30 protein-coding genes are annotated in these 24,405 nt (G+C 66.3%); 14 read left to right on the forward strand and 16 right to left on the reverse strand.

The genetic code is table 11. The features are described from left to right. Positions 1–53 precede the first annotated feature (53 nt). From AB0F41_RS15060 to AB0F41_RS15070, 3 genes are all read left to right on the forward strand, one after another. Positions 54–659, forward strand: coding sequence for a dihydrofolate reductase family protein (locus AB0F41_RS15060; protein ID WP_357423980.1), 606 nt, complete (start codon positions 54–56; stop codon positions 657–659). 185 nt (positions 660–844) lie between these two features. Beyond that, positions 845–985 carry a hypothetical protein gene (locus tag AB0F41_RS15065; protein WP_357423981.1) on the forward strand — a complete coding sequence of 47 codons (141 nt, stop codon included), beginning with the start codon at positions 845–847 and terminating at the stop codon, positions 983–985. A 23-nt stretch (positions 986–1,008) separates the two neighbouring features. Then, complete coding sequence (locus tag AB0F41_RS15070) at positions 1,009–1,314, forward strand: tail fiber domain-containing protein (protein WP_357423982.1); 306 nt, start codon at positions 1,009–1,011, stop codon at positions 1,312–1,314. Positions 1,315–1,643: 329 nt separating this feature from the next. Here the strand turns inward: AB0F41_RS15070 and AB0F41_RS15075 are convergent, their stop codons facing one another. Further along, on the reverse strand, positions 1,644–2,243 hold the full coding sequence (locus AB0F41_RS15075) for a TetR/AcrR family transcriptional regulator (RefSeq protein ID WP_357423983.1): 600 nt from the start codon (positions 2,241–2,243) through the stop codon (positions 1,644–1,646). 212 nt (positions 2,244–2,455) lie between these two features. Here AB0F41_RS15075 and AB0F41_RS15080 point away from each other — a divergent pair, with 212 nt between their 5' ends. Next, complete coding sequence (locus tag AB0F41_RS15080; RefSeq protein WP_357424154.1) at positions 2,456–2,677, forward strand: hypothetical protein; 222 nt, start codon at positions 2,456–2,458, stop codon at positions 2,675–2,677. Positions 2,678–2,690: 13 nt separating this feature from the next. On the opposite strand, the gene AB0F41_RS15085 is transcribed toward AB0F41_RS15080, so the two are convergent. Continuing rightward, positions 2,691–3,497 (reverse strand): alpha/beta hydrolase, encoded by an 807-nt coding sequence (locus AB0F41_RS15085; RefSeq protein WP_357423985.1) that lies wholly within the window; start codon positions 3,495–3,497, stop codon positions 2,691–2,693. Positions 3,498–3,556: 59 nt separating this feature from the next. Between AB0F41_RS15085 and AB0F41_RS15090 the strand changes: the two genes are divergently transcribed. Then, complete coding sequence (locus AB0F41_RS15090) at positions 3,557–3,937, forward strand: MerR family transcriptional regulator (protein WP_357423987.1); 381 nt, start codon at positions 3,557–3,559, stop codon at positions 3,935–3,937. A gap of 7 nt (positions 3,938–3,944) precedes the next feature. Then, a complete protein-coding gene (locus AB0F41_RS15095; RefSeq protein WP_357423989.1) occupies positions 3,945–4,370 on the forward strand; it encodes a nuclear transport factor 2 family protein in 426 nt (141 codons plus the stop codon). Positions 4,371–4,512: 142 nt separating this feature from the next. Here AB0F41_RS15095 and AB0F41_RS15100 read toward each other — a convergent pair whose 3' ends face one another. Beyond that, entirely contained in the window at positions 4,513–5,157 is a 645-nt protein-coding gene (locus AB0F41_RS15100) for a TetR/AcrR family transcriptional regulator (RefSeq protein ID WP_357423991.1), read from the reverse strand. 146 nt (positions 5,158–5,303) lie between these two features. Here AB0F41_RS15100 and AB0F41_RS15105 point away from each other — a divergent pair, with 146 nt between their 5' ends. Next, positions 5,304–6,083 carry an SDR family oxidoreductase gene (locus AB0F41_RS15105; RefSeq protein ID WP_357423993.1) on the forward strand — a complete coding sequence of 260 codons (780 nt, stop codon included), beginning with the start codon at positions 5,304–5,306 and terminating at the stop codon, positions 6,081–6,083. Between the two features lie 99 nt (positions 6,084–6,182). Next, positions 6,183–6,326, forward strand: a complete 144-nt coding sequence (locus tag AB0F41_RS15110; RefSeq protein WP_357423995.1) for a hypothetical protein — start codon at positions 6,183–6,185, stop codon at positions 6,324–6,326. A 100-nt stretch (positions 6,327–6,426) separates the two neighbouring features. Here AB0F41_RS15110 and AB0F41_RS15115 read toward each other — a convergent pair whose 3' ends face one another. From AB0F41_RS15115 to AB0F41_RS15130, 4 genes are all read right to left on the reverse strand, one after another. Continuing rightward, positions 6,427–7,242, reverse strand: coding sequence for an NAD(P)H-binding protein (locus AB0F41_RS15115; protein ID WP_357423997.1), 816 nt, complete (start codon positions 7,240–7,242; stop codon positions 6,427–6,429). A 16-nt stretch (positions 7,243–7,258) separates the two neighbouring features. Further along, the gene (locus AB0F41_RS15120) at positions 7,259–8,023 is read right to left on the reverse strand and encodes an ABC transporter permease (protein ID WP_357423999.1); all 765 of its coding nucleotides are present in this window, start codon (positions 8,021–8,023) and stop codon (positions 7,259–7,261) included. Beyond that, the gene (locus tag AB0F41_RS15125; protein WP_357424001.1) at positions 8,020–8,997 is read right to left on the reverse strand and encodes an ATP-binding cassette domain-containing protein; all 978 of its coding nucleotides are present in this window, start codon (positions 8,995–8,997) and stop codon (positions 8,020–8,022) included. Before AB0F41_RS15125 ends, AB0F41_RS15120 begins: the two co-directional genes overlap by 4 nt. Before the next feature lie 172 nt (positions 8,998–9,169). Next, a complete protein-coding gene (locus AB0F41_RS15130) occupies positions 9,170–9,754 on the reverse strand; it encodes a VOC family protein (protein WP_357424003.1) in 585 nt (194 codons plus the stop codon). 81 nt (positions 9,755–9,835) lie between these two features. Here AB0F41_RS15130 and AB0F41_RS15135 point away from each other — a divergent pair, with 81 nt between their 5' ends. Continuing rightward, positions 9,836–10,840, forward strand: coding sequence for a YafY family protein (locus AB0F41_RS15135; protein WP_357424005.1), 1,005 nt, complete (start codon positions 9,836–9,838; stop codon positions 10,838–10,840). A gap of 27 nt (positions 10,841–10,867) precedes the next feature. On the opposite strand, the gene AB0F41_RS15140 is transcribed toward AB0F41_RS15135, so the two are convergent. Continuing rightward, positions 10,868–11,296, reverse strand: a complete 429-nt coding sequence (locus AB0F41_RS15140) for a hypothetical protein (protein ID WP_357424007.1) — start codon at positions 11,294–11,296, stop codon at positions 10,868–10,870. 425 nt (positions 11,297–11,721) lie between these two features. Here AB0F41_RS15140 and AB0F41_RS15145 point away from each other — a divergent pair, with 425 nt between their 5' ends. Beyond that, positions 11,722–12,087 (forward strand): hypothetical protein, encoded by a 366-nt coding sequence (locus AB0F41_RS15145; RefSeq protein WP_357424009.1) that lies wholly within the window; start codon positions 11,722–11,724, stop codon positions 12,085–12,087. A 490-nt stretch (positions 12,088–12,577) separates the two neighbouring features. Here AB0F41_RS15145 and AB0F41_RS15150 read toward each other — a convergent pair whose 3' ends face one another. Beyond that, positions 12,578–13,171, reverse strand: coding sequence for a helix-turn-helix domain-containing protein (locus AB0F41_RS15150; RefSeq protein ID WP_357424011.1), 594 nt, complete (start codon positions 13,169–13,171; stop codon positions 12,578–12,580). Between the two features lie 100 nt (positions 13,172–13,271). On the opposite strand from AB0F41_RS15150, the gene AB0F41_RS15155 reads away from it, so the two are divergent. Next, positions 13,272–14,483 (forward strand): FAD-dependent monooxygenase, encoded by a 1,212-nt coding sequence (locus AB0F41_RS15155; protein WP_357424013.1) that lies wholly within the window; start codon positions 13,272–13,274, stop codon positions 14,481–14,483. Between the two features lie 327 nt (positions 14,484–14,810). Here the strand turns inward: AB0F41_RS15155 and AB0F41_RS15160 are convergent, their stop codons facing one another. Then, entirely contained in the window at positions 14,811–16,097 is a 1,287-nt protein-coding gene (locus AB0F41_RS15160; RefSeq protein WP_357424015.1) for a carboxylesterase family protein, read from the reverse strand. Positions 16,098–16,194: 97 nt separating this feature from the next. Between AB0F41_RS15160 and AB0F41_RS15165 the strand changes: the two genes are divergently transcribed. Next, positions 16,195–16,779 (forward strand): TetR/AcrR family transcriptional regulator C-terminal ligand-binding domain-containing protein, encoded by a 585-nt coding sequence (locus tag AB0F41_RS15165; protein WP_357424017.1) that lies wholly within the window; start codon positions 16,195–16,197, stop codon positions 16,777–16,779. 181 nt (positions 16,780–16,960) lie between these two features. On the opposite strand, the gene AB0F41_RS15170 is transcribed toward AB0F41_RS15165, so the two are convergent. From AB0F41_RS15170 to AB0F41_RS15190, 5 genes are all read right to left on the reverse strand, one after another. Then, on the reverse strand, positions 16,961–18,133 hold the full coding sequence (locus AB0F41_RS15170; protein WP_357424019.1) for an MFS transporter: 1,173 nt from the start codon (positions 18,131–18,133) through the stop codon (positions 16,961–16,963). 237 nt (positions 18,134–18,370) lie between these two features. After that, positions 18,371–18,673 (reverse strand): hypothetical protein, encoded by a 303-nt coding sequence (locus AB0F41_RS15175; protein ID WP_357424021.1) that lies wholly within the window; start codon positions 18,671–18,673, stop codon positions 18,371–18,373. A gap of 168 nt (positions 18,674–18,841) precedes the next feature. Then, on the reverse strand, positions 18,842–19,414 hold the full coding sequence (gene cyaB, locus AB0F41_RS15180; RefSeq protein ID WP_357424023.1) for a class IV adenylate cyclase: 573 nt from the start codon (positions 19,412–19,414) through the stop codon (positions 18,842–18,844). Positions 19,415–19,422: 8 nt separating this feature from the next. Continuing rightward, positions 19,423–20,802 carry a hypothetical protein gene (locus AB0F41_RS15185; protein WP_357424025.1) on the reverse strand — a complete coding sequence of 460 codons (1,380 nt, stop codon included), beginning with the start codon at positions 20,800–20,802 and terminating at the stop codon, positions 19,423–19,425. Positions 20,803–20,881: 79 nt separating this feature from the next. Next, positions 20,882–21,184: a hypothetical protein gene (locus tag AB0F41_RS15190; protein WP_357424027.1), complete on the reverse strand. Its 303-nt coding sequence runs from the start codon at positions 21,182–21,184 to the stop codon at positions 20,882–20,884. Between the two features lie 395 nt (positions 21,185–21,579). On the opposite strand from AB0F41_RS15190, the gene AB0F41_RS15195 reads away from it, so the two are divergent. Both AB0F41_RS15195 and AB0F41_RS15200 read left to right on the forward strand, forming a co-directional pair. Next, a complete protein-coding gene (locus AB0F41_RS15195; protein ID WP_357424029.1) occupies positions 21,580–22,962 on the forward strand; it encodes a hypothetical protein in 1,383 nt (460 codons plus the stop codon). Between the two features lie 2 nt (positions 22,963–22,964). Then, positions 22,965–23,435, forward strand: a complete 471-nt coding sequence (locus AB0F41_RS15200) for a hypothetical protein (RefSeq protein WP_357424030.1) — start codon at positions 22,965–22,967, stop codon at positions 23,433–23,435. A gap of 198 nt (positions 23,436–23,633) precedes the next feature. Here AB0F41_RS15200 and AB0F41_RS15205 read toward each other — a convergent pair whose 3' ends face one another. After that, entirely contained in the window at positions 23,634–24,401 is a 768-nt protein-coding gene (locus AB0F41_RS15205; RefSeq protein WP_357424032.1) for a hypothetical protein, read from the reverse strand. Between the last annotated feature and the right edge of the window lie 4 nt (positions 24,402–24,405).

A 24,405-nucleotide genomic window follows, 5' to 3' on the forward strand; every position in this document is an offset into this window, starting at 1 on the left:
TTTGTGGCTCCCGGCCGGTCATAGCTCGTGACACCGTAGGAAAGGACACCGCCATGTCGGAGCTTCTCGTCGACTTCATCACCTCTCTCGACGGCTACGCGTCGGGCGAGGGATGGCCCGGGTTCTGGGGCCTCGAGGGCCCGGAGTACCTCGCGTGGCTCGGCGAGCAGCCCGAGGTCACGTACCTGATGGGAGCGAACACCTACCGCCTGATGTCGGGCTTCGCCGCCGGCGAGGTCCCGGACGGTCAAGACGAGTTCAGGCCCGAAGAAGAGGCGTCCGTCGATGAGCTCACGCAAGCGTCCAAGGTGGTGTTCTCCTCTTCACTCGAGGAGCCACTGAAGTGGGCCAACTCCACGCTCGTCCGCGACGACGCCGTAGAGGCGGTCCGCGCCATGAAGTCGAGTGGCTCGGGGCTGCTCAGCACGATCGGCAGCCTCGGCCTGAGCCGGTCCCTGCTCCGAGCCGGACTCGTCGACCGCTTCCGGGTCGTGATGTTCCCGGTGATCACCGGGGCCACGGGCGCGGAACGCATCTACGACGGTTATCCCGACGTCGCCCTCGAGATGATCGAGCACCGCACCTTCGACGGCCGCATCCAGTTGGTCGAGTACAAGCCCCGCGTGCTCGAGCACCCACCGCTCGGCGCCCCTGCGTGAGGTCGCCCCGGACTCTGACACGAGGCTGTCTCGATTCACGTGATTCTTTTCAGCAGGAACGAATCGGCCGTCGGCGGTATCCTCGGATCTCATCCGGCGGCTTGCCGGGTGAGATCGAAAGATTCTCCGGAACAGTGCCGGTGTCACTCGATACCGGAATCTTTCCGGTATCGAAAGGTACGACCATGCGAAAAGTATCCCTCGCCGTGACATTCATTTCCCTGCTGGCCGCCAACGCCGTGGCGGGTGCCGGCGCCGCCGCTGCCAGCATCGTCAGCGATCGTGATATCAAGCGGGACATCACCCCCGTTCGGTGGGAACGCTGAGCTTGTTCGGTCGGCTTCGGCAGTTGGCGAGGAAGCCGACTGCCGTCCGGTCGCCGACCGCCGAGCCGGTGAACGGCTATGACATTCTCGCCACGGTCGCCGAGCTCCCCATCAGTACGTGGCGGTACGAGTGGGAACCCGAGCATGTACGCCACCTGGGCCCGATGGCTCAGGACTGGAAGACCGCCTTCGGGCTGGGCGATAAAGACACGGTGATCCCGGCGGTGGATGCCAGTGGGGTCGCACTGGTGTGTATTCAGGCACTGCATCGGGAGATCGCGGAATTACGGGCCGAGGTGCAACAGCTCCGCTCTCGGCACTCGGGGTAAGAGATCAGTTCAGAATGAGTGTTGAACTGGATTTCAACAGGTCGTAATCCGGCCCGTTCCGATGAACCGATGCGAGCCGTCCGGGTGCGGGCGGCGGTTTGCCATCGAGCAGTTGGCAGATATTGTCGAATACGCTGCGGCGCAACACAAGTCGCTCCCAGGCCGCATTCTGACCGATCTCTTACAGGTCGGCCCGGTGTTGCGCACCCGATCGACCACCCGCAGTATCGATCGTTCGCGGGGTCGAGGCGGTTCGTCCCGGAGACGGCAGCGATAGGAAGCCGCTACTTTTCCGCTGGAATTTCGCGCCTGAAATCCGTTGCTCGGCCTCAGGTGTGCGGTCCGCGGACTCCGTATGCGGCCATGAACATGTCGAGGAGCCCATCGATGGCGTTCTCGTCGACGGGGCGGGTCGTGAGCAGCGAGCGGTAGTAGAGAGTTCCACACAGCACCTCGGCGGCATATTCCAGGTTCGCGTCGGCGACCAGCTGGCCGTCGCGCTGAGCTCGGGTGATCCGATCGAGGGTTCGCTGTTCGACCGTGGCCAGGAACCGTTCGTGCAGAGTCGCCCTGAGTGCGGGATCGGCCTGCGCTTCGGCGATGACCGCCCGGTAGACGGGACCGATAGGCGGGGTCGAGAGTGCCTGACTGGAGCGCACGAACTGCTCTCGCAGATCCGCCCGGACGGGCCCGGACGTGCGGTAGTCGAGATCGTTGATCCACACGACGCTGAGCGCGTCGAGGAGCAATTCCGCGATGGACGACCAGCGCCGGTAGATGGTGTGTTTCCCCACCCCGGCCCGCGCCGCGATGGCTTCGACACTCAGCCCCCGATAGCCGACCTCCGCCGCCAGATCGAGGGTGACGGTGAGCAGCTGTCTGGTGCGTTCGGCGCCGCGGCGTCGTGGTGCGGTGGACGGGTCGGCCATACGCCGAGCCTACCGGCACGGTGCGTGCCGTTGACAGCTGAGCCGAAGCGGCGCAAGATGCCTATATCGACACGAACCGTGCCGATAATCGGGAGCCACTACGACCTCGGTCCCAGGTCCGACAGGGAACGGATCGTCACCAGCCGGGAGAGGTCCGGGGCTTGCCGAGCGCGACAGATGAGAACGAACACGAGGAGAACACTGTGAAGACCATGACCTGCCGGCAATTGGGTGGTCCGTGCGATCTCGAGCTGAGCGCGGACACCGCGGACGAGATCATCAAGGCGCAGGATCGGCACCTACGCGAAGCCGCACGCAGTGGCGATCAAGACCATGTACCGGCCCATGAGGAAATGAAGGGACGCTGGAAGCATCCCGTGAAGGCGATGGGGTGGTATCGCAATACCAAGAAGGCCTTCGCGGCGCTTCCGTGAGGCCACTCATGTGTCATGTGCGTGAATGACCAGCGGGGGCCCGAGCTGCCAGGAAGTCGTTGATGACTGCTGCCCATTCGGCGGGGCGCTCACTGGCGAGCGCGTGTCCGGAATCGAGTTCGACGAGCCGGGCGTTCGGGATTCCGGTCGCGAGTTCGGCAGCGTGCGAAGCCGATACGACCAGATCGTGCGCGCCGGCGATCACTACAGTGGGAACCCTGATACCCGCCAACTCCGACCGAACGTCGACTCGGGTCAGCAGGTCGAGTTGATCGTCGGCTCCGGCCGGTAGCGTCGGCCCGATCGCGTCGACCATGGCACCGATCTCGCCGACCGATCGGTTATCGAGCCACCCGGGACTCCAGCCGAGCAACGTCAGATACGCCGCCAAGGTCGGGGTATCTCCGGAAGCCGCCAATCGCCGCCACGTGGCGGCGACCAACCGCAGGCGCGCATTGGGATGAGCGAATCCCGCCGACAACGCCAGCCCGGTCACCCGGTGCCGGTGTCGCGTCGCGATCCGCACTGCCACCGCGGCCCCGGTAGAGAATCCGGCCACGGCGAACTGTTCCTGCCCGGCCCGTAGCGCTGCGTCCACCAAGCCGTCGGCCAGGCCGTCGAGAGTCAGCGGCGCTGTCGCGCGCGGCGTACGCCCCGACCCCGGGTAATCCGCCGCCACGACCGTATTCGCCGCGGCCAACCACGGCACGATCGGGCCGAAACTGTCCTCGATATCGCTGCTCGCCCCGTGTGCGAGCAGGACGCCTGGGCCGTTTCCGCGGACGGACCCCAGGAATTCACTCGTGTTCTGCTGTGTCATGGACCCACGCTAAAATCTCACATCGATGTGAGAGTCAACTCGTAGCGGGCGGAGTCGGGATGCGAATCGGTGAACTGGCGCAGCGCACGGGTGTGAGCCATCGGCTACTTCGCTACTACGAGGAGCAGGGGCTGCTCACGGCACAACGAACCGGCGGCGGCTTTCGTGAGTACGGTCCGACCGCCCCCGATACCGTCCGCCAGATCCGCGCTCTCCTGGCCGCCGGCCTACCCACCCGGGCCATTCGCGACATCCTGCCCTGCGCGCACGGCCCCGCCCCCACTCTCGAACCCCACCCCGACATGCTCGCCCTGCTCCGCACCGAACTGGACTCCCTCGACTCCCGCATCACCTGTCTGCGAGAAACCCGCGAAATACTGGCCCGCTACCTGTCCGCCACGGAATCCGGCTCGACCACCATGCAGGGTTGTGCGCCATAGATCTGGCATGACCGATCGCGACGCCATCGGATATGGGCCGGAAGGGCACTCATCTGGCACGCTGAGTGCCATGGAGAATGACTTGCGGGAGGCTGAGCGGCGACTCCAGGCCGCGCAGCTGGCCGGGGATGTCCAGGCGCTGGACGAGTTGCTCGATGACCGGCTGATATTCACTTTCGGCTCGGACACGTTCACGAAGGCCGACGATCTCGAACTGCACCGCACAAAGGCTCAGACCATGAGCAAGCTCGAGGAAGAACAGCTGACGGTACTGGTGGAAGGGACGACCGGGGTCACCTGGTTCCTCGGCCTCGTCGAGGGCAGCGTTCATGGATCACCATTCGCAGCCAGGATGCGCTATACCCGCGCCTGGGCGCACGACGACTCGCGTGGCTGGCGGGTCGTTGCCGCGCATGCCTCGGCGGTCGAGTAATCCGAAGAGTCCGCCCAGGGTGACCGAGGTCGTCCGAACCGAGCCGGGAAGTGGCGTGACGACAACGGCCCTCCGGCCAACAGGCTCAGGTCCTGCGATCCCGGACACCAAGGGCTGACAGCGTCGAGTTCCCCTGCGGCACTCAGTCGTTGGTGACCGCCCCTGGACCGGTCGCGGCGTATCTGGCGGCGATGGTGCGGACGGCTTCGTCGACTACCTGGGTGACGCGTTCGGCGCTCACCTCCCAGCCCGGCACCAGGAGTGTCGGCCAGAAGACGTAGTTGGAGATCATGCCCAGGAACTGGGTGGCTGCGAGGTCCACGTCCTCGATCCGCACCGTTCCCGCCTCGTGCTCGGCCAGGAGGTAGCGGCGTACGGACTCGAAGTAGGGCATCTTCCCCTGCGAGAACTGCGCGTGGGCCAGCTCCGGGAACCGCGGCAGCTCGGCGATGACGATCCGGAACAGGTCGGTCATCTGGGGACGGCCCAGCAGCTCGGCGTAACGGTGACCGATGATGCCGAGCCCGCCGACGATGTTGCCCGTCGGCGGCGGATCCTCCTCGTCGGCGGTCGACCAGGACTCGGTCACGATCGCGTCGAACAGGGCAGCTTTGCTCGGAAACTGTTTGAACAACGTGGCCCGCGAAACGCCCGAGTGCTCTGCGATCCGCGCCAGCGATGTCCGGTCGTAGCCCAACTCGAGGAACAGTGCGGTCGCGGCCGTCACGATCAGCGCGCGCTTCTCCTGGGCGACGCGCTGGTGATACGTCGTAACGACCCTGCTCATGGGGCCAAGCATACGAGGTGAGTGGCTTGACTCACCACTACCGCCGACCTAGTGTCAGAGGGAATGGTGAGTCGACCGACTCACCACTGGCCGCCGTTCATCGCTGGTGATCCCGGTCATCCACCCACGTACCGAAGGAACACCTGATGCCCCGCTTCGACAACCAGACCGTGCTCGTGACCGGTGGGACCGGCGGCCAGGGCTCGAGCCATGTGCGCGCCTTTCACGCGGAGGGGGCGAACGTGGTAATCGGAGGCACCGACGCCGAACGCGGCGACGCTCTCGCCGACGAGCTCGGGACCCGCGCTCGCTTCACCCGCCTGGACGTCAGGGACGAAAGCTCGTGGTCCGCCGCTGTGCAAACCGCCGAAAGCGCCTTCGGCGCCCTGAACGTGCTCGTCAACAACGCGGGCGTGCAAAACCCGCCTGCAACAATCGAAAACACCGACCAGGCCACGTGGTCGCGCATCCTCGACGTCAACCTCACCGGGACCTTCCTCGGCATCAAGGCCGCCGCCCCCGCGCTGCGCCGCGCAGCCGGGGGGACCATCGTCAACATCGCCTCGACCATGGGCCTGGGCGGCACGGCACACTACGCGCCGTACGTCGCCGGTAAGTGGGCCGTGCGCGGACTCACCCGAACGGCGGCACTCGAGCTCGGCCGCGACAACATCCGGGTGAACACCATCCACCCCGGCGTGATCGCGACCCCCTTCATCCACGAACCGGCAGCCGGCGCCACCGCGGCGATCGCGGACTTCTACTCACCCGCGCCGTTCGCCATCCCCCGGCTCGGGGAGCCGACCGACGTCACCCGGCTTCTCCTGTTCCTCACCTCCTCGGACGCGTCGTTCATCACGGGGTCGGAGTACGTCATCGACGGTGGACTCCTCCTCGGCCCCGCCCTCCAGGCCGAGGCCGCATGAGCACTGCAGATATAGCCGGGATCGCCCCGTGGTTGTACGCCGAGTCGGAGTTCGCTGCGGAACCGTGCGGCGGCGTCGCTGGAAGCGACGGCCTGCGGTGTGGTCACCGTCTACGCGGCAAGCGGGTCGGAAACTCAGGAATGGTTCACTTCCCCGGCGGGCACGGTGATGATGCGCGATATCACTGTCGATGAGCGGGATGCGAATACGCGCATCGTGCGTATCGATTTCCGCGGCGTCTGATCCTGCCGAAGCCGGGAGGTCGCCAGTTCTTCCGAGCTCGCGCATCGGGATGCGGGACCGGCGGCGCCAGGAGGCTGCCGCCGGTCCCGGAATGCCCTGGCTAGGTGAACAAGCGCGCGTGCTCGGTGGCCCATTGTGCGAATGTGCGGGCCGATCGGCCGGTCACTGTCGCGACAGTGCCGAGGACTTTGTCCGCGGCGGCGGGTGGGTGGGTTGCCAAGCGGAGACCGAATTCGACGTATTCGTCGCCGAACCCGTGACCGGCCAAGCGGTCCCGTTCCTGGGCTTCGCTGAGTTGCCGGTGGGTGAGCGGAACTCCTATCGCCTCGGCGAGTATCCGGGTGCGTTGCGCCGGGGTCAGGGCCTCGGGGCCGGTGAGGCGGTAGGTTCTGCCGCCGTGGCCGGATCGGGTCAGGGCAGTCAGTGCGACCGCCGCGATATCCGCTTCGTGGACCATGGCACTGGGCCATTGCGCGAAAGCGGAGACGGTGCGGTGTTCCCGGATTTCGTCGAGCCAGTCGAGGGCGTTGAACATGATCTCGACGGGTTCGAGGCGGGTCCAGGCGATACCGCTGCCCGACAGCGCGTTTTCGACGCTTGTCCGGGACCAGCCGCCCAGGACGGTGGCGCGGCCGATTCCGCATCGCCGGGCGAGATCGACGATCTCGGGGCCGGTGGTGAGATCCGCGCCGTCGTCACCGCCGAAGGTGATGAGGTGGACGGCGTCGACACCGGCGAACGCCGCTCGCAGGGTCGAGGCGTCGGTCAGATCGCCCTGAACACGCCGCGCGGCCGGTGGCAGGTCCGCGGAATGCGGGGTGCGGGTCAGCGCCCGGACCTGGTGGCCGTCGGCGAGTAGCTGGTCGACGAGGTGGCGGCCGATATGCCCGGTGGCGCCGCATACGAGGATTTCCATGGTCGTCCTTTCCTGGTCAGCTGGTGCTCTTGCGCAGTGCGCGCAGGCCCACAGCGATACCGATGGCTGTGGTGAGGATCGCGGCCAGCCAGCCCCAGCCGACGTCGGCCGAGGTGAGGCGGCCGGCGAACAGATCGCGTTCGGCGTTCACGACGTGGGTCAGCGGGTTCACCACCGAGAGCGCGCGCATCCAGCCCGGAGCCTGTTCGAGGGGAAGCAGCATGCCGGACAGGATCATCGAGGGAAACAACAACGTCTGGTGCACGGTCCAGAAAACCCAGTCCTGCTCCCGGACGACGATGGCCAGCGCGTAACTGAACGCGCCGATGCCCAGACCGAGGACACCCAGCAGTAGCAGGCCCTGCACCGCGCCGAGTGGATCCGGACGCAGACCCAAAGGGATGGTCACCAGGATGATCAGGGTCGCCTGGGCGACCAGGGGGAGGAATTCCTTGACCGCGCGGCCCAGGAATAGAGCCGACCGGGACAGTGGCGTGACCAGCAGGCGCTCGTGAGTGCCGCTGTGGAGGTCGAACTGGAGGTTGGAGCCGGTGCCGGCGGTACCGAACAACGCCGTCATGACCAGGAGTCCGGGAACGAACCAGGCCCAGGGCGACTCACCGTCCCGGGCCAGCAGCGGCCCGAACAGCAACAGGAAGAACAGGGGTTGGACCAGGCCGAAGACGACCGAGAACGGATCGCCGAGCACGGGCCGCAGTTCGCGGACGGTGACGAGCAGGGTGTCGGCGACGATATTTCGGCGCGGTTCGGTGGTGGTCATCGGGTCTCCTCCGGTGAGTGGTTGCCGTTCTCGGCCGTGCCGGGGTCGCGCAGGCTGCGTCCGGTGAGCTCGAGGAAGACGTCGTCGAGGGTGGGCACCCGGGTCGCCGCGGAAACGACCTCGATGCCGCGCGCATGGGCCGCGGTGACCAGTGCGGGTACGGCTTTCGGGCCGTTCGCCGCGTGGGCGACGACGGTGGTGCCGGTGTGGGTCACCCGGTTCACGCATTCGGTCCGCCGCGCCAGCGCGGCCAGCTCTGCGGCCCGGGCCGGGTCGCCCGCTTCCAGCGTGACCCGGTCTCCCGCGTGCTCGTTCTTCAGCGCTTCGGGCGAACCGTCGGCGATGATGCGCCCGTGATCCACGATCACGACCCGGTCGGCGATCTGGTCGGCCTCGTCGAGGTAATGGGTGGTGACCACGATCGTCATCCCGGATTCCGCACGGAGGCGGGCGATGTGGTCCCACAGATTGGCCCGGTTGTGCGGGTCCAGGCCGGTCGTCGGCTCGTCGAGGAACAACAGCGCGGGCCGGTGGACCAAACCCATCGCCAGATCCAGCCGGCGCCGCTGGCCGCCGGACATGGCCTGGGACTTCCGCTTTCCGAGTCCGTCGAGACCCAGGGCGGTGAACAGCTCACTCGCCCGGAGCCGCGCCGATGTCCGGTCCAGTCCGTGGATCCGGGCCTGGGTCACCACCTCGTCCATCGCGCGCTGCGTATGTCCCGCGCTGTTGCCCTGACCGACGTATCCGATCACCTGCCGCACCTGGGCCGGTTCACGCCGGACGTCGTGGCCACCGATCTCCGCGGATCCGCCGGTCGGCGGCAGCAGCGTCGTGAGCATGCGCATCAAGGTCGTCTTACCGGCCCCGTTGGGGCCGAGGATCGCCAAGACTTCTTCCCGCGCGACGGTCAGATCGATGCCGTCGACCGCGCGGACTTCTGATCGGCCGGGACCGTAGAAGGTCCTGGTCAAATTCCGGGTGTTGATCACGTCCTGCCTCTCGATGGGGTACAGGACGATCAAAACCTCCGTTGCGGACGATATACGGCCACAAGCCGAACGGGTGGCCCGGAAGTCGTTGCACCGGAAATTCGCATGCCGATGCCCTGCGGCGCATATGCGGCCGCAGGGCACAGCAGGCGGGTCAGCGGGTGCGCGGATCCTGCAGCGACGCCATCGCTTCCATGAGCGAGGAATGAACGGCGGTCAATTCCGGTGTGGCGAACGACTCCCAGGACTGCTCGCCCGCGCCGTCCGCGGCGGAATCGGCCTGCCCCCAGTCGCCTTCGCCGGTTCCGTCCGCCGATCCTTCATCCCAGGACGCGTTACCCGGATTGTGCTTGTACACCCACCACAGATGGCCGAACGGGTCGGCGAAGCGGGAGAGTACGTCGCCCCAGAAATCCGTCGGCTCGGTCACGATCCGCGCACCACGCGCGGCGGCGCGTTTCAGCGTGGCGGCCGGATCGTCGACGTAGACGCGGACGAAGGACGGCATATACGGCCAGTCCGGTTTGCGGTCGGCGATCGTCAGTGTCGAATCGCCGATCCGCAGTTCGGAATGCAGAATCAGGCCGTCGGTATCGGCGGTCCGCGCCTCGGGGACCTCGATCGCCCCGAACACATCGACGAGGAAGTCGAGCAGACCTGCCGCGTCGTCGGTCCAGATGAAGGGGTCGACCGTCGCGGATCCGGCGGGCGCCGGGGGGACGGCGGGAGTGGTGGACATACTGTTTCCTTTCGGTTGGTGCCCCCAGATTCGCCGCACTTGCGGACAGGATATGGCCACAAGTGCGCTTAACCTCGGGATGTGTCCACCAGCACTCGCACCCTCGCGCTTCTCGGTCTGCTGCAAAGCCGTCGCCACTGGTCCGGTGCCGATCTCGCCCGCCGGCTCGATGTCAGCGAGCGGACCGTCCGGCGCGACGTACTCGGTCTCCAGGAGATCGGCTATCCGATCGTCACGACGCGCGGAACCGGCGGCGGCTACCAGCTCAGCGCGGGTGCCTGCCTGCCGCCGCTGGTGCTGGGCGAGGAGGAGGCCGCCGCGACGGTGCTGGGGCTGAAGGAGATCGCCACCGGCGTCCATCCCGCCTCCGCGGAAGCCGCCATGAGCGCTATGGCCAAGATCGTCCAGGTCCTTCCGGTCCGGATCCGCCGCCGGATCGACAGTCTCCGGACTGTCGCGACCCCCGCCGGTGAGGGACACCACCGAGCCGTGATCGGCGATGTCACCGCGTTGACCACTCTCGCGCTCGCCTGCCGAGACGCCGATACCGTCTCGTTCTCCTACCACGGCAGCGAAGGGGACACTTCGCAGCGCACCACCCAACCGCATCAGATCGTCAATGTCGAAAGCCGCCTCTACCTGGTGGCCTGGGACCTCGATCGCGCCGACTGGCGAACCTTCCGCATCGACCGGGTCGCGCGACCACGCCGCACCGGCGCACGATTCGCACCGCGCCGCCTGCCCGGCGGCGATCCGGTGGAATACGTCCGCGACCGGATCGGGTCGATGCCCTCCAGGTACCGGGTGCACGCCACCATCCAGGCTTCCGCCGAACGGGTCAGAGCCGAGATCGTCCACTACGGCACCGTCACCAGCATCGACCCCGGCTCGTGCGAGGTCCATATCGCCGCCGAATCCCTGGACTGGGCGGCCTTCTGCCTCGTCTCGATCGGAGCACCGTTCATCGTGCACGGGCCTCCTGAAGCGACCGACCTCATGAACGGCTGGGGATCCAGGCTCCTCGCCGCCACGCGAGCGACCGGAAACGGACCTGCCTGCGACGGGTCGGTCGGCGGCCGGGCTTAGGGCTTCAGGTGCTTTTCGGTACCGGCGCTACCCGCGGTGCTCTTCGTCCGGGAGACCGGGCGGGGGTGCGCATGCGGCGGTGATCGCCGCGGTGTCCCAGTAGAAGGGCCGCACCGCGGTGATACGGCCGTCGATCACGGTGATCGTTTGCAGGATGGGGAATTCGAGTTCGCGGCCGGTGGCCCGGGAACGCGCGTGTATGTGGTTCAGCGCGACCAGTGGATCGGTATCGGAGAGGATCGTCTGCTCGACGATCTCGAATCGATCCCAGGTCGCACTCATGGCCAGGAAGCGTCCGGCGTAGTCGCTGTCCGTCGGGTCGTCCCGCATGAGTTCGCGGTGAGCGGCCGTCAGGTCGGTTGGTTCGATTCTCCGGGTACTGGTGACCTTGGTCAGGAGGACGTCGGTGGCGGTCGTCGCGGCGACCATCGACGTGGCCGCAGGGTTGGCTTTCATGCCGTGCAGCGCTCGGGCATATGCCGCGCTTCGGGCCGCTTGAAGCAGCTGCGACCAAGACCGGCGATGATCCGAGTGCTGTTCGCGTTCGACCTGTGGCGGTCGCCGGTCATGATGACCGGCGGCGATAAGACCTGGCAACGCCCTGGTACGAGCAGGCCCGACCCCACGAGGTGCCGGCGGCCGATTCGAGAGTCGGACGGCAACTCCTTCGAGCCGACGACACTGGGGGAGGACGGAAACCGGGGTCTACCTGCGCAGGAGGGGCAGCGGGCCAGGTTTGATCCCCGGCGAGCACGGTTTCTGGCCTGCTCCGACCGGGATACCGAAAGCGAGCATGACACCGGCCGATACGACACTATGGTCGTAGATCTGACTACTCAGGTCGCACACTTGTTTTCGACTGATCAGGGAACTGCGCGCATATGTTGAAGATATCGACCCGCACCGTGCTCGGCAGCGTCATTGCCGTGCCGCTCATTGTCGGATCAGGGGGCGTCGCGGCAGCCGCGCCCGCCCCGGCGCCCGCGCCGGTCGCGCCGGTGCAAGCACCGGATGTTCCGGGGTCCGGGGCGGCGGCGCCCATCGCGGCGTGCATGGCGCCCGGCGACTCCATCGAACTCCGGGCCGGCCTGGGCGCCCTGCTCGGGACCGGGAGCGGCGCGATCGCCGGTCTGCCCATCTTCTTTGTCGGGGCCATCCCGTTCGGGATTATCGGCGGCGTGGTCGGCGCCATGGTCGGCTCGACCACCTACGCGCAGGACGCCTGGCGGGCTCCGAAGGGCTGCTGATCGGACGGGACCGCGGGGTCGGCCCTTGACCGGGTAGGTGGCGTCGAGCCGTTCGGTGAACGAAGGTCCGCCGATTCGGGCGTGCGGCCGGCCACCGACCCGCGGTCCTCCAGCAGCGCCCGATACACCGACTACGGTCGCGGCGCCGACGATCTCGCCGCGGTCGATCATCCGCATCGCTTCGTCGAGTGGTACCCACCGGATCATTTCGGCCTCGTTGGGGACTATCTCGGTAACGGCTCCTCTCTGGTCGAGCCCCGGCCGGCAGAGAGGTGCCGGCATCTCGGAGCAGCTGAAAATGTTGATGAGGGCTGCGGAAAAGTGTTTGCGCAACGACAGACTCGAGGGGAGCCAGGGGGCTCGAACCCAATTCCCCGCATAGCGCGTGATGATCTCACCAGTTGATCTGGGCCGGAGCACCTTTCGCGACTCACGGTATCGCCGGAAACCAGCGGACCGTGGGGGTCGGTCGATACTGCGGTTCCCGAAGTCACTCGGCCTCGGGTTCCGGCCGGTTCGGTGCGAGGGCAGCGACGGCTCGGGCCAGATCGTCGCCGTCGATCAGGTCGGCGGCGGGGGCCATGAACCACAGCAGCGTCATGCCTTGCAGCAGAGTGAAATACAGCTTGGCGACAGCATGCGCGTCCGTCCCTGTCAGCGCGGGGTCCACTGCTTGGAGGATCTGAGCGAGTTCGTTCACCCCGCTGTCCATGGCTTCGGCAATGAACTGTTGCGAGTCCTCGGAGCGCGCGACCCGGACCGCGTTCTCGAGGCTCAACAGCAGATCTTCCTTGTTGGCCCGGATGACATCGAGCATGCCGTTCCAGGTGGGCGCCACCGACTCCGGCAGCGACCGGCCGTCGGCGGCCTCTCGTAGCCTGTCGTCGAAGACATCGCCCAGGCCTTGGCCCGTGGCCTCCGCGAGCGCCTCGGTGATGAGACGGTCTTTCGAGCCGAAGTGGTAGCCGATGGCGGCCAGGCTGACTCCGGCGGCCGTGGCTATATCGCGGGCGGTGACCTTGGCCAGGCCGCGTTCCAGCAGTGCTTTGCGGGCACCGGCAAGTAACGCTTCTCGGTTTCCCATGATTTCACCGTACCAGCGTCTCAGACGTTTGTCCTAGATATGTGCGAACAAATGTGTTAGACATTTGTGTAAGACACACGTTCTGCATGTAGGAGTTCCGATGAACAAGACCCCCGCGCCCCTCCGCATCCTCGTCGCCGGTGGCGGCATCGCGGGCAATGCCGTTGCCCTGCAACTGCTGCGCGCCGGTATTCGCACAACCGTCGTGGAGCGCTCGACCGCCCCACGCCCCGGCGGCCAGGCAGTGGACCTGCGCGGACCCAGCAAGGAAGTGATCGAGCGGATGGGTCTCATGGCGGGCGTCGGCAAATATCAGCTCCACGAAGAGGGCATGAGCTTGGTGGATCGCGCCGGGCGCGACGTCTACCAGATGCCCGCGGAGATGTTCGACGGCAATGGCCCGGTCGCCGAGATCGAGATCACCCGCGGAGACCTCAATCGAGTGCTCCTCGACGAACTCGACACGGTCACAGGCGAACTCGACTACCGCTACGGCGAGTGGATCGAGGCGCTCATACAAGACGACACCGGCGTCGAGGTGCGGTTCGCCTCCGGCGGCACCGAACGGTTCGACCTGGTCATCGGTGCGGACGGCGTGCACTCCGCCACCAGGCGGCTGGCCTTCGGCCCCGAGGAGAAGTACTCCACCTATCTCGGTGGGTACATGTCCTTCTTCACCATCCCTACTCCGGAGGGCACCCGGCCGAACTGGATGACCATGCACGCGGTCCCCCACGCCGCGGTGGGTATCCGCCCCGACGGCGACCCGGCGACATCCAAGGCCATCATCACCCTGCGTACCGACCACGACCCGAGCCTGCGCGGCGATGTCGACGCGCAGCAGCGTCTTATCCGCACCATGCTCGCCGATGCGGGCTGGCTGGCCCCCACGGTCCTTGCCGCCATGGCTGACACCACGGACTTCTATTTCGACGAACTGGCCCGCATCGACATGCCCACTCTTACCGCCGGGCGCGTCACTCTGCTCGGAGATTCCGCCTTCTGCGGTTCCCCCTTGACCGGAATGGGCACCGCCATGGCCCTCGTCGGCGCCTACCTTCTCGCCGGTGAAATCGCCTCCACCCCGGACGATCTCCCTACCGCCTTGAAACGGTACGAAGAAAAGGCCACCCCGTTCCTGGCCAAGGCCAAGGAAATCCCCGGCGGCGGCATCAAGCAAATGGTGCCCACCAGTGAACTCGGCCTGAAGATGATGCTTACCATCGGCAAGCTCATGACCACCCGGCTGATGCGCCCGATCATGAACCGCATGCTCGCGAAGACCGACGATTACACCCTGCCCAACTACTGACTGTGACCCTGTCATGGATTCCGAGCGCAACCGTGACAGCGCGAACCAGGTCCTTGTGCGGGTCCTTCGCCGAGATGAGTTGACGACCGCGGGCACTACGCTTTCCACATGTCCGGTCTCGGCGGAACACGCCGGCCGCTGCGAGATCCCGACGCACGCGACGGCGAGTGACAGATTGCCGGCACGACCCGAAGGCTTTTGGTGGGCTCAGGATGATCCTGACCCGGCAACGCTAGGGCGACAGGGCGCAGACGCTCGGGTCGACGACCGAGTGGAACCAGGGGGCTCCGTCATCCGCTTGTGGGCAGCGTCATCAAAGGAGCATCCTCAGGGGATCGGGTGGGTGGTCGATGAACCGGGCAGATGACGCGGCCATCCCGGATCTCCGGTGTGGGCGAAAGTTCCCCACCGGCTCCGGGTCTCGCTGCCGAGCACACGAATGTCGGCCCGGCTCAGCGGTCGCACCATCGCCGCGTCCCGCCAGGCGTTGTCGTCGCCGAACAGCAGGGGCAGTTCGAGGCAGTGACAGGGGCCGAACGGGTTGCTCGGATGCAGTTCATGAACTCGGTAGCGGTAGACGTCGGCGTCGTGGGTGGCCAGCAGATCCGCGAATTCGGCGGTGCCGTCCTCGAATGCCTTGCGTCCGACCAGCTGCTGGAGCCCGGAAACGATCCGTGGACCGAACGGCAGTCGGCGGATCCGGGAGAACACCGGATGCGGGCCGCCGTAGAACGCGCCCATCTCGTCGGCCGTTGTCCCGATGATCACCTGCAGGCCGCCGGCTCGCCGCACGACCTCGCGACGCCACAGGAATTCGTCCGGCAGTGGATCGACATCGGCAACCGGCGCGAACGGCGGCGCGGAGTTCAGCCCGCCCGGACCGGACAACGCGCGCACGGCCGCGGCCTGTGCGACCAGTATCTCGGCGGTTGACGCGTCTCGGGGATCGCTGCCGAGCGCGGCGAGGAAACGCTGTGCCGCGCGCTTCGCCTGCGCCGCACTCTGAAATCCGATTCCGAACGGCGCGCTCTGCACGATGGCGCGCCGGAACAGCCCTCGGGTGGATTCGATGCCGAGCATCGCGACGATGGAATGCGCCCCGGCGGACTGGCCGGCGACGGTGACCCGGGTGGGATCGCCGCCGAACTCGCGAATGTGCTCGCGAACCCACGTCAGCGCGGCGATCTGGTCGAGCAGGCCGAGATTGCCCGGTGCGACGCCCGGCATCCGGAGGTAGCCGAGCACACCGAGTCGATAGTTGATCGACACGACGACGATGCCGGTCTCCCGGACCAGCTCGGTCGGGTCGTACAGATTCCAGGCACCGCCCCCGGCCAGATACGCCCCACCGTGAATCCACACCAGCACGGGACGCCCGGCGGCATCCGGCGTCGTCGCGGGCGCCGTGACCGACAGCTCGAGACAGTCCTCCGACTGCGGCAACGGCACCGGCACACCCATCACCCGTTCCAGTCGACCCGGCAGCTGCGGCACAGTGACCGGTTGCCGCCCGCGCTCTGGTCCGCCGAGATAGGGCACCGGTTCGGGCATGCCCCACCGGTCTGCCCGGGCGAATGGGATGCCGCGGACCACCATGACGTCGCTGTCGGTCATCTCGCTCCTCCTGCAATCTATCGCAAGTCGACTTGCGATGCCCGCCACGCTAAGCCCGAGGGCTCCACAACGCAAGAGGACTTGCAATAATGGCCGAATGGCCCCGCCTGTCGAGCACACCCCGCAAATCCGCGGCGCGCGGCTGCGGCGCGCCGTCCTGGATGCGACCCTCGCCCACATCGAGACCAACGGCATCGAGGCGGTGCGCGTCGCCGATATCGCCGCCACCGCGGGCGTGCACGAGACCTCGATCTACCGACGCTGGAAAACGCTGCCCCGGCTATTGGTCGACGCACTGCTCTCCCGGATGGAGTCACAGATCCCCATCCCCGACACCGGATCGGTCCGCTCCGACCTCCTCGAATTCATGACGACGCTCGTCGGCTTCGCCCGCACCCCCTCCGGCGCGGCACTGATCCGCTCCACCGTCATCGCCGAAGCCGATGCCGACGCCGAGGCGGCCCGCCGCGAATTCTGGGCCGTGCGACTCGCGGCATCCGAGGAAATCGTCCGTCGCGGTATCGAGCGCGGCGAAGTCACCGCCGGCGCGGACCCTCGACTGACCATGCTGACACTGGGCGGGCTCGTGCACATGTATGCGACGCAGTTCACCAGCGACATACCCGACGGCTTGGCCGAACGGTCGGTCGACCTACTACTGGCCGGGCTCGATCCGCGCTGAATCCCGCATTTCACGTCCGAGGTCCTATCGCTCCCTCCGTCGGCACCGAGCCGATCGAGCAGCGGTGCGGCATGTTCCAGAAGATCTCGTCGTAATCGGAGGCGATCCAGGCGGGTGGCGCCGACTTCCCCGGCACGGCTGAACCGCCGGTGCGGTGGGCCCGCACCGGCGGCCGGGCCGTCTACTTGCGAGCCGGCGTTTCAGGGTCGGATTCGCGCGCGTTGGACAGCAGTACCAGCGCGAGAACGGTGCAGGCGACGGCGAGCGGTGGTAGTGCGCCCGAACCCCACCTGGTCAGGGCGAGACCGCCGAGCAGACCGCCGAGGGAGACACCCAGATACGTGCCGGAGGTGTTGAGCGCCAGCGCCTGTGGGGCGAGAGGGCCGGACAGGACGGCGAGCCGGGCCTGGATCGCGGGTGAGTTCCAGAAGGCGGCCGCACCCCAGACCGCGAGGGCAGGCAGCACGGCCGTCATCGGGACCGGGCGCATGCCCCACAGCAGCCACAGGCCGGCCATGGACCCGGCGATGGCGCTCATACCGATCAGCAGGGCACGGTCCGGGCCGTGCCGGTCGGTCATCGCGCCGCCGGCCCACATGCCGAGGGTTCCCGCGATACCGGCCAGTCCGAAGGAGAGGGCGCGGGCGTCGACGGCCGCTCCGGCGACATCGGTGAGGAACGGCGCGAGGTAGGTGAGCATCATCATCGAGCCGGTCATCAGTGACATGTTGGCCAGCAGACCGAAGGTCACCGGCCGCCGTCGCAGGCTGCGTACCTGGGCCCGCCAGTCGGGCGCGGGACCGCCGAACATTCCGCGCGGCAACGTGATCAGCAGACCGGCGAGGGCGATCAGGCCGCACACCGCCATGGTGGCGAATACCGCGCGCCAGCCCAACACGCCACCGATCCAGGTGCCGATCGGCACACCGACCGCGATCGACCCGGTGACGCCCAGCGCCACCACCGCGACATATCGGCCGACCTTCGCGGCGGGCGCCCGCTGGACCGCGGTGGCGAACAGCGCCGGGGTCGCGACCGCGGCGGCTGCCGCTGCCGCGACGCGCAGGATCAACAGCACGGTGAACGACGGCGTACCCGCCGCGGCCGCATTGGCAGCGACGAACGCGCACAGGCTCGCCACCAGCAGCACGCGTCGAGGGGCGCGGGCCAGGACGACGGCGGCGACCGGCGCCACCAGGGCGACGGTCACGGCGAACACGGTGATGAGCTGACCGGCGGCGGCCTGGCTCACGCCCAGATCGCGGGCGATCTCGGGCAGGACACCGGCGATCACATAGTCGTCGGTATAGAACACGAACGAGGCGGCGAACAGCGCCGCCAACCACTTGGGCATAGGGGTACTCCCACTGAGTGCTAAGCGGACGGCACATCCGGGGAAAGGGGATGGCCGCGCGGACGACAGCGGGTCCGACCGGTGGAGTTCAGAGCAGCACGAATAGCCGCGCCGTCAGGGCGCGGTATCGCTGACTCGGGGCAGCCACCGGGGACCGGTGGCTAGAGTCTGTCCGCCTCTGTCGCAGTGGTCACGAATCACACCCTACCGCCGAGACATTCGGCGTGAGCCGGACGTTCAGCCGGGGCGGGTCGCACCGCCGCGGCCTGATGTGCGGGTTGCCGTCGCGTTTGACAGCAGCCGGGGTAGTCCGGTGGCGAGCTCGGTGTAGTGCCCGCGGCCGAACAACGACTGTGCCGCGGCGATCTGGTGGCCGAGCTGCCGTAGATCGACGGGGACGCCCGGAGCGGGCGGGGCCAGCAGCGCACGTTCCAGCGCGCATAGCGGGTCGGATGTCTGTGCCGCTGTCGATGGTGGCGGGGTGACGCCGAGAGCGGTGACGGTGCCGGCCAGGCCGGCCAGCAGCGTGCGACGACGCATGGGTTCGGTCTCCTCGTCCGGCGCTGGGGTGACGCCGACGATAGCGGCGGGACCGGCGAAACCGCACTGTGCGCGGCGGTGGGTCGGCCGATCCGAGCAGATCCGGCGGAGTGCGCAAGGCGAGAGCGAGGGTGCGCGAAGCACACACCATCGCCGCGTGCGCATCCGTCATACTGCTGTTTGTGCGCGCATTACCAGGTCCCGGTACGGGAGGCGCACGATCGGGTTAGCGGAAATGCCGATCGCCTGTTCGATGTCCTCGAGATGTGCGGCTGCGCCGTCGCTGTCGGATGCGAGAATCTCCGTTTCGACGAAGGCGCCGACACCGGCGACGACATCAATGCTTACGGTCGTGCTGTCACGGTCTGGATGGCGGTAGGTGGTGCGTGCCTTCTCGACTCGTACGAGTTCGACCATTCCGACCGCCGCGAGCAGTGCGTTCGCCGCGCCCGCTTGGCCGGTGCCGGCGAGCTGAATGTTGGTCTCCTGCTTGGCGATGACGCCGTGATCCGAATGGGTTGCTGTGCTGGATGGTGGCTTGTAGGTGATCTCGGCCCAGTCGCTGCGCTGCCGTACCCGCAGGCATTCGACGGTTTCCATGTAGTCGACGTCGGGTCGGCTGTAGTAGGTGTCGACTTCGGTCAGCGAGCTGATTTCGCGGTAGCCGAGTTCGGCGAGGCGGCGGCGCAGGGGTTCGCTGTCGGCGAGTTCGCGCTTGCGTTCGACCTCGATCAGGTCCATGCGGGGGATCATCCTTTCCAGTGAATTGCCGTGTGTAGTCGAGCGAGTGTCGGTTTCGAGCAGATCGTTTGCAGGGTGCCGAGGGCGCGTTGCAGGGTTTCGGTGTCGCTCAGCGGGATGTTTTGGAACAGCACCATCTGCTTCGCGTCGACGAGCGGGTTCGATAGGCGGTGGGTGAGGAATCGGTTGTAGTAGCGCCGGTTGCGGGTAAATACATCCTCGGCCGAGACCGGCATCAGGACCAGGTCTTGGTCGGGTTGGGCGTTGATCGAGTGCACCGCGAACGCGGAAAGCAGCTCGTCGACGGTGAGGTAGGCGTAGGTCTCGCGGCCTTCTCGGGTCAACCACGAATCCCAGGTTCGGACACAGTCGTCGGCGCCCTGTTCGGCCTCGGACATGAATGCCATCAGGGCTACGTCGCTGACGGCGTCGAAGATATCTCCGTCGATCACGTGATGGTCGTCGAACGGTTCACTCACCGCGAGGATGTTCGCCCGTTGCATTGTCGGCATCCGATCCGATTCCGTCAGGATGTAGTGCACTCGTTTGTGGCCGGTCCGGAAGTCGATCCAGTCTCCGGACAGTGGTCCGTCGAGAACCGGCCGAAAGCCGAGGATCCCGGAACGCCAGACATGGTCGCGGCAGGTGATGTAGTGCCGTTGCACCTCGCGGAACAGCCCGACCGGCGCTTCGATCACCGCACACACCCGGGTATCCAGTTCCGCTACGGGCACGATGCGCGAGTTCTGGCGGGCGACGACCTCGTCGTCGTGATGGTGATAGGGATGGGTGCCTTCACGCAGGTAGTGCGGGACGAACATGCGCCAGAACTGCAACCAGGATTGTGAGCTGTAGGACTGTACGACCCGCTCGTGCAGGCTCGGCGCGGCGACGGCGTAGACGTCGCGGTAGACGAAGTAACCGTAGGGATGGAGCACGGTCGGCAGAGTCCGCATCAAGGTGTGCAGTCCGGAATAGGCGCCACCGTAGGAGTAGACCTCGTGCATCAGGGCCGACGCGCTGATCACGTCGACCGGTTCTCGCAACAGTCGCCCGATGTCCTGAGCCCATCCGTGCACCAGCACGCACGACCCGACCATGTTGAACCGCCCGATCGCGTCCGTGAGCGAGGTCGAGGAGACGCCGGGTGCCTCCAACAGGGTGAGTCGTACAGGGCGTGGCTCCTCGGCTGCCCGCGTCGCGAGGTAGTCAACGGCAGCGCCGCCACCCGGGCCGATCTCGACGAGATGCGGTTCAGGCGATTCGACGCGTTGCAACGCCCGGTATACGAGTAGTCCCTTCTCGTCGCCGTGGTCGTTGGCGGCGACGTCGAGATAGGTCGCGGCCGACTTGTGCAGATGCGCGAAGCGGTTCGGTGCTCCGATCATCACGGCCACCAGATCGTCGCCGCGATCACCAGCAGCGGTAGCCCGATCGCGATGGCGAACCCGATCGCCACCGTGGCGCTCATGGACTCACCTTTGCGAATGCCCAGCGGGCGAAGCTGAGTCGCGGTACCACGGTTTCCACATCGGCCACGTCCATGACCGCGTTGAGCTCGAGCGGGCTCAGGTGGTCGGGTGCGGGCAGGATCACCAGGTCGGCCCGGGCGTTGCGCGCCTGGTCGGCCAACCGGAGTACCGATCGTTCGTCGGGCCAGACGAGGCGGTATCCGAGGTGGCGGGCGAGGCGGTGTATCTGGGCGCGGTCCCACTCCGGAGCAATGCTGAGGTCGAAGTCGATCCAGCCGAAGGCAGTCGAGTGGTTCATGGTGCCGCCTGGTCGGGCCGCGAGTGGCCACGGATCGGGAGGTCTGCTCGGGAGGTTGTTGGGTGGGTGTCGCATAACTCGCGTAGTCCAGCCGCGATCCGTTCCAGAAGAGCGCGGTCATTGAGCCGACTGGCGTGCCGACACTCCAGGGCCACTGCGCGGTCGATGGGCCGGCGGACGGGAAGCGGCAGGGTCTTGCCCATGGGTCACCTCACGGTTTGCTGGGATGGGTGCTGGACCACCGGGCTCGGAAACAATCACAGAAGTCGAGCATCGGGCGGCTCCCTCACCATCGGCGCGCACCGATGCCGGCGTGAAGACGATCGGGGTATACCGCAGTCTCCCTTGGGATAATGTCCGTACCACCGGACTCCCGTTAGGGGCAGCATATGGGCATGCAGGTTACGTGGACCGGCGCGGAAGCTACCGAGCTCCGGCGTGCACTCGGGGTGACGCAGTCGAAGTTCTCGAAGATCACCGGAGTTGGTGTTCCGACTATCAAGAAGTGGGCACAACGGGGCGTCTGGGTGACTCTGTCCGAAGACTTTGCCCGGATCATGGACACGACTCTGGCCCGCGCAACTGTCGAACAGAGGGCGCAGTTTGCGGCTGCTATTGGCTTGGGCGCGCAAAGTCCGGCAACCAGTGCAGCCGGAGTGGTCTGGAACAACTCGTACTCTGCGGACTGTGTCACTGCGACAGCGGAACTCACACGCAAGGACCTGACGATGGATCGGCGCCATGCCACGCAGGCCCTTCTGGGAGTTACGGTTGGCGCCGGCCTGCTCGAGACTATGGAGCGATGGCTGCTCTTCGATGACGCTCCACGGCAGGTGGACAAGCCGATGGGACTGGGCATGCAGGAGGTTGAGCAGCTCGAAAACGTCGCTCGATCATTCCGGGACTGGGATGACCAGTTCGGCGGCGGGCTGCGGCGCAAGGCGGTCGTCGGCCAGTTGGCGGAAGTGAACGAAATGCTGCGGGAGCGGCAGCCTGTGCGTGTGGAGAAACGACTGTGGGGTGTGCTGGCGCAGCTCGCCGAGACCGCGGCAACGATGAGCTGGGACTCCGGCCAGCAGGCCACAGCCCAGCAGTACTACGCGCTCGCTGCCCGCGCAGCAAGCCACGCGGACGACCCCGCGTTCTGCGCCTTCGCGCTTGCCGGGATGGCGCGGCAACTTCTGGGTCTCGATGGCGACGCGGGAGCGGCTGACGCTCTGGAACTGGTCCGGATAGCCCGTGACCGCGGGGCAGGAGCACTCACGCCAACGGTGGAGGCAATGCTGTACACGCGGGAGGCCTGGGCAATGAGCAAGCTCGAGCGTCCATCAGGGTTCCGGCGCGCATGCGAGAAGGCGAAAGAGCGGTTCGCGGACTCGCAGGCTGCAACCGATCCGTTCTGGGTGCACTACTTCGATGCGGCGGAACTGGCGGGAACGATCGGAGGTCGCCTGTTGGACATGTCGCGCCGGAAACCTGTATTCGCAGGTGAAGCGGCCGAACATATCGAACTGGCCGTGCAATCGCGGCGTCCGGACCGGATTCGTAGCGTCGCGCTGGATCGTCTCGGGCTCGCGGAGGCGCACGTTATCCAGGGCGAGGTGGAGGAGGCCTGCCGGGTAGGCCATGATGCGTTGGACGTCGTTGAACGGACTCGGTCGGATCGGGTTCGGGTCAAGGTCGGCAAGCTCTACAAACGAACAGAGCGGGCGAAAGGCAACCTCGCGATCGCTGAGCTGCGCGATCGGATGCGCCCGCTGGTCAATGCACAGGAGTGAAAATGCGGGTCGCTGTGACCGGGCACATGAACATCACTGAGGAAACCGCGGTGCTGGTGCGTGAAGAGATCGCCCGGCGTCTGGCCGCGGTTCCCGATCTGGTGGGCGTGAGCTGTATAGCTCGGGGTGCCGATTCGGTATTCGCGCAAGCGGTGCTCAAGGCCGGTGGCCGGCTCGAGGTGGTGCTGCCCTCTCGGAACTACCGGGAAGCCAAGGTGAAGCCTGATCACGCACCGGTGTTCGACGCGCTGGTTGCGCGTGCGGCAGAGGTTCGTGTGATGGAGTTCGAGGAGGCCGGCCGAGAGGCGTATGAGGCGGCGAACGAGGTGCTCCTCGGGTCGGCTGACCGGTTGGTCGCGGTATGGGATGGAGAGGGCGGCGAGGCCGGGGGAACCGGCAGCGTGGTGAAGTTGGCGCGGGAGCGTGGGTTGGCTGTGGATGTGGTGTGGCCCGAAGGTGCCGCGCGCGCTTGACGATTGCTAGGTCAGTGTGAGTGTCTGATACACACCGACAATGGTTACCGCGCCGATGGTCTCTCCGTGAATGATCGTCTCTACGCCTCCCGTCGAGCGGCACCGCCTGCGGGCGTGTCGGCCTCGATGATGTCCGCCCAGGTCTCGGAAGCTCGGGACTGCGGGCAAGGCAGGTGTCCTGGGGATGGGGCCAAGGAATTATATTCCCGACTGCACCTGTGGTCGACGCCTATATCTAGCGCGCAGCCCTTCCTCCCATTTATTGCGATCACCCTTCTTTAGGCGGTTTACTGCAGAATGTAGGTCGTCAATACGCTTGTCAAAATCTCGCTCATATGTGTGCCCGGTGACGACAAGATCGTGCACAATCCACGTGAAATGATCCAAGAGGTTCTTTTCTAGCGTAACCCTCCATATGGTGTATCGGCTGATAATAGCCGTCCGCTCTCCGTTTATGGCACTGCCGTCCGGGTTGAATGCATATTTCCATTGGCCGTGGGCGATTGAATTTCGAGCTGTAATTAGAGGTGATATGTAATCGGATACCACTCTGACGAGCTCTTCTCTCCGGGCCTTGTCTGTGAAGTTCAAATTATTGGGTACCTGACGTACTGTCAGGTTGCGTAGTCTCGCAAATCCGAGGTCGATCACCTTGTACCATCGTTCTTCGATAGTAAGGTCCGCCAGCGTCTGGCGCTGGGAGTCATCGAATCCCGAATAATACCAGATAGTCTCGTTGAGTCGGCTTTCGACATACGCTGCCAGCAGCAGTGTAGCTAAGCTTTCCAGTGTCCCGACCGCAACTTTGTCGTTCTGTCGGATGGCTTCTTTTCCGATTCGAGTTACATAGCTGAATGCCTGGTCGACCAGATCTCTATTCTCCTGATATCGCAGCCAGCGATTGGATGCAATTCTGCTCATGGTTGGCAATCTCAGCATCCCTTCCAGGGCCGGCGCAAGAAGCATCTCG

It is taken from the genome of Nocardia sp. NPDC024068 (assembly GCF_040638875.1).
Lineage (GTDB): Bacteria > Actinomycetota > Actinomycetes > Mycobacteriales > Mycobacteriaceae > Nocardia.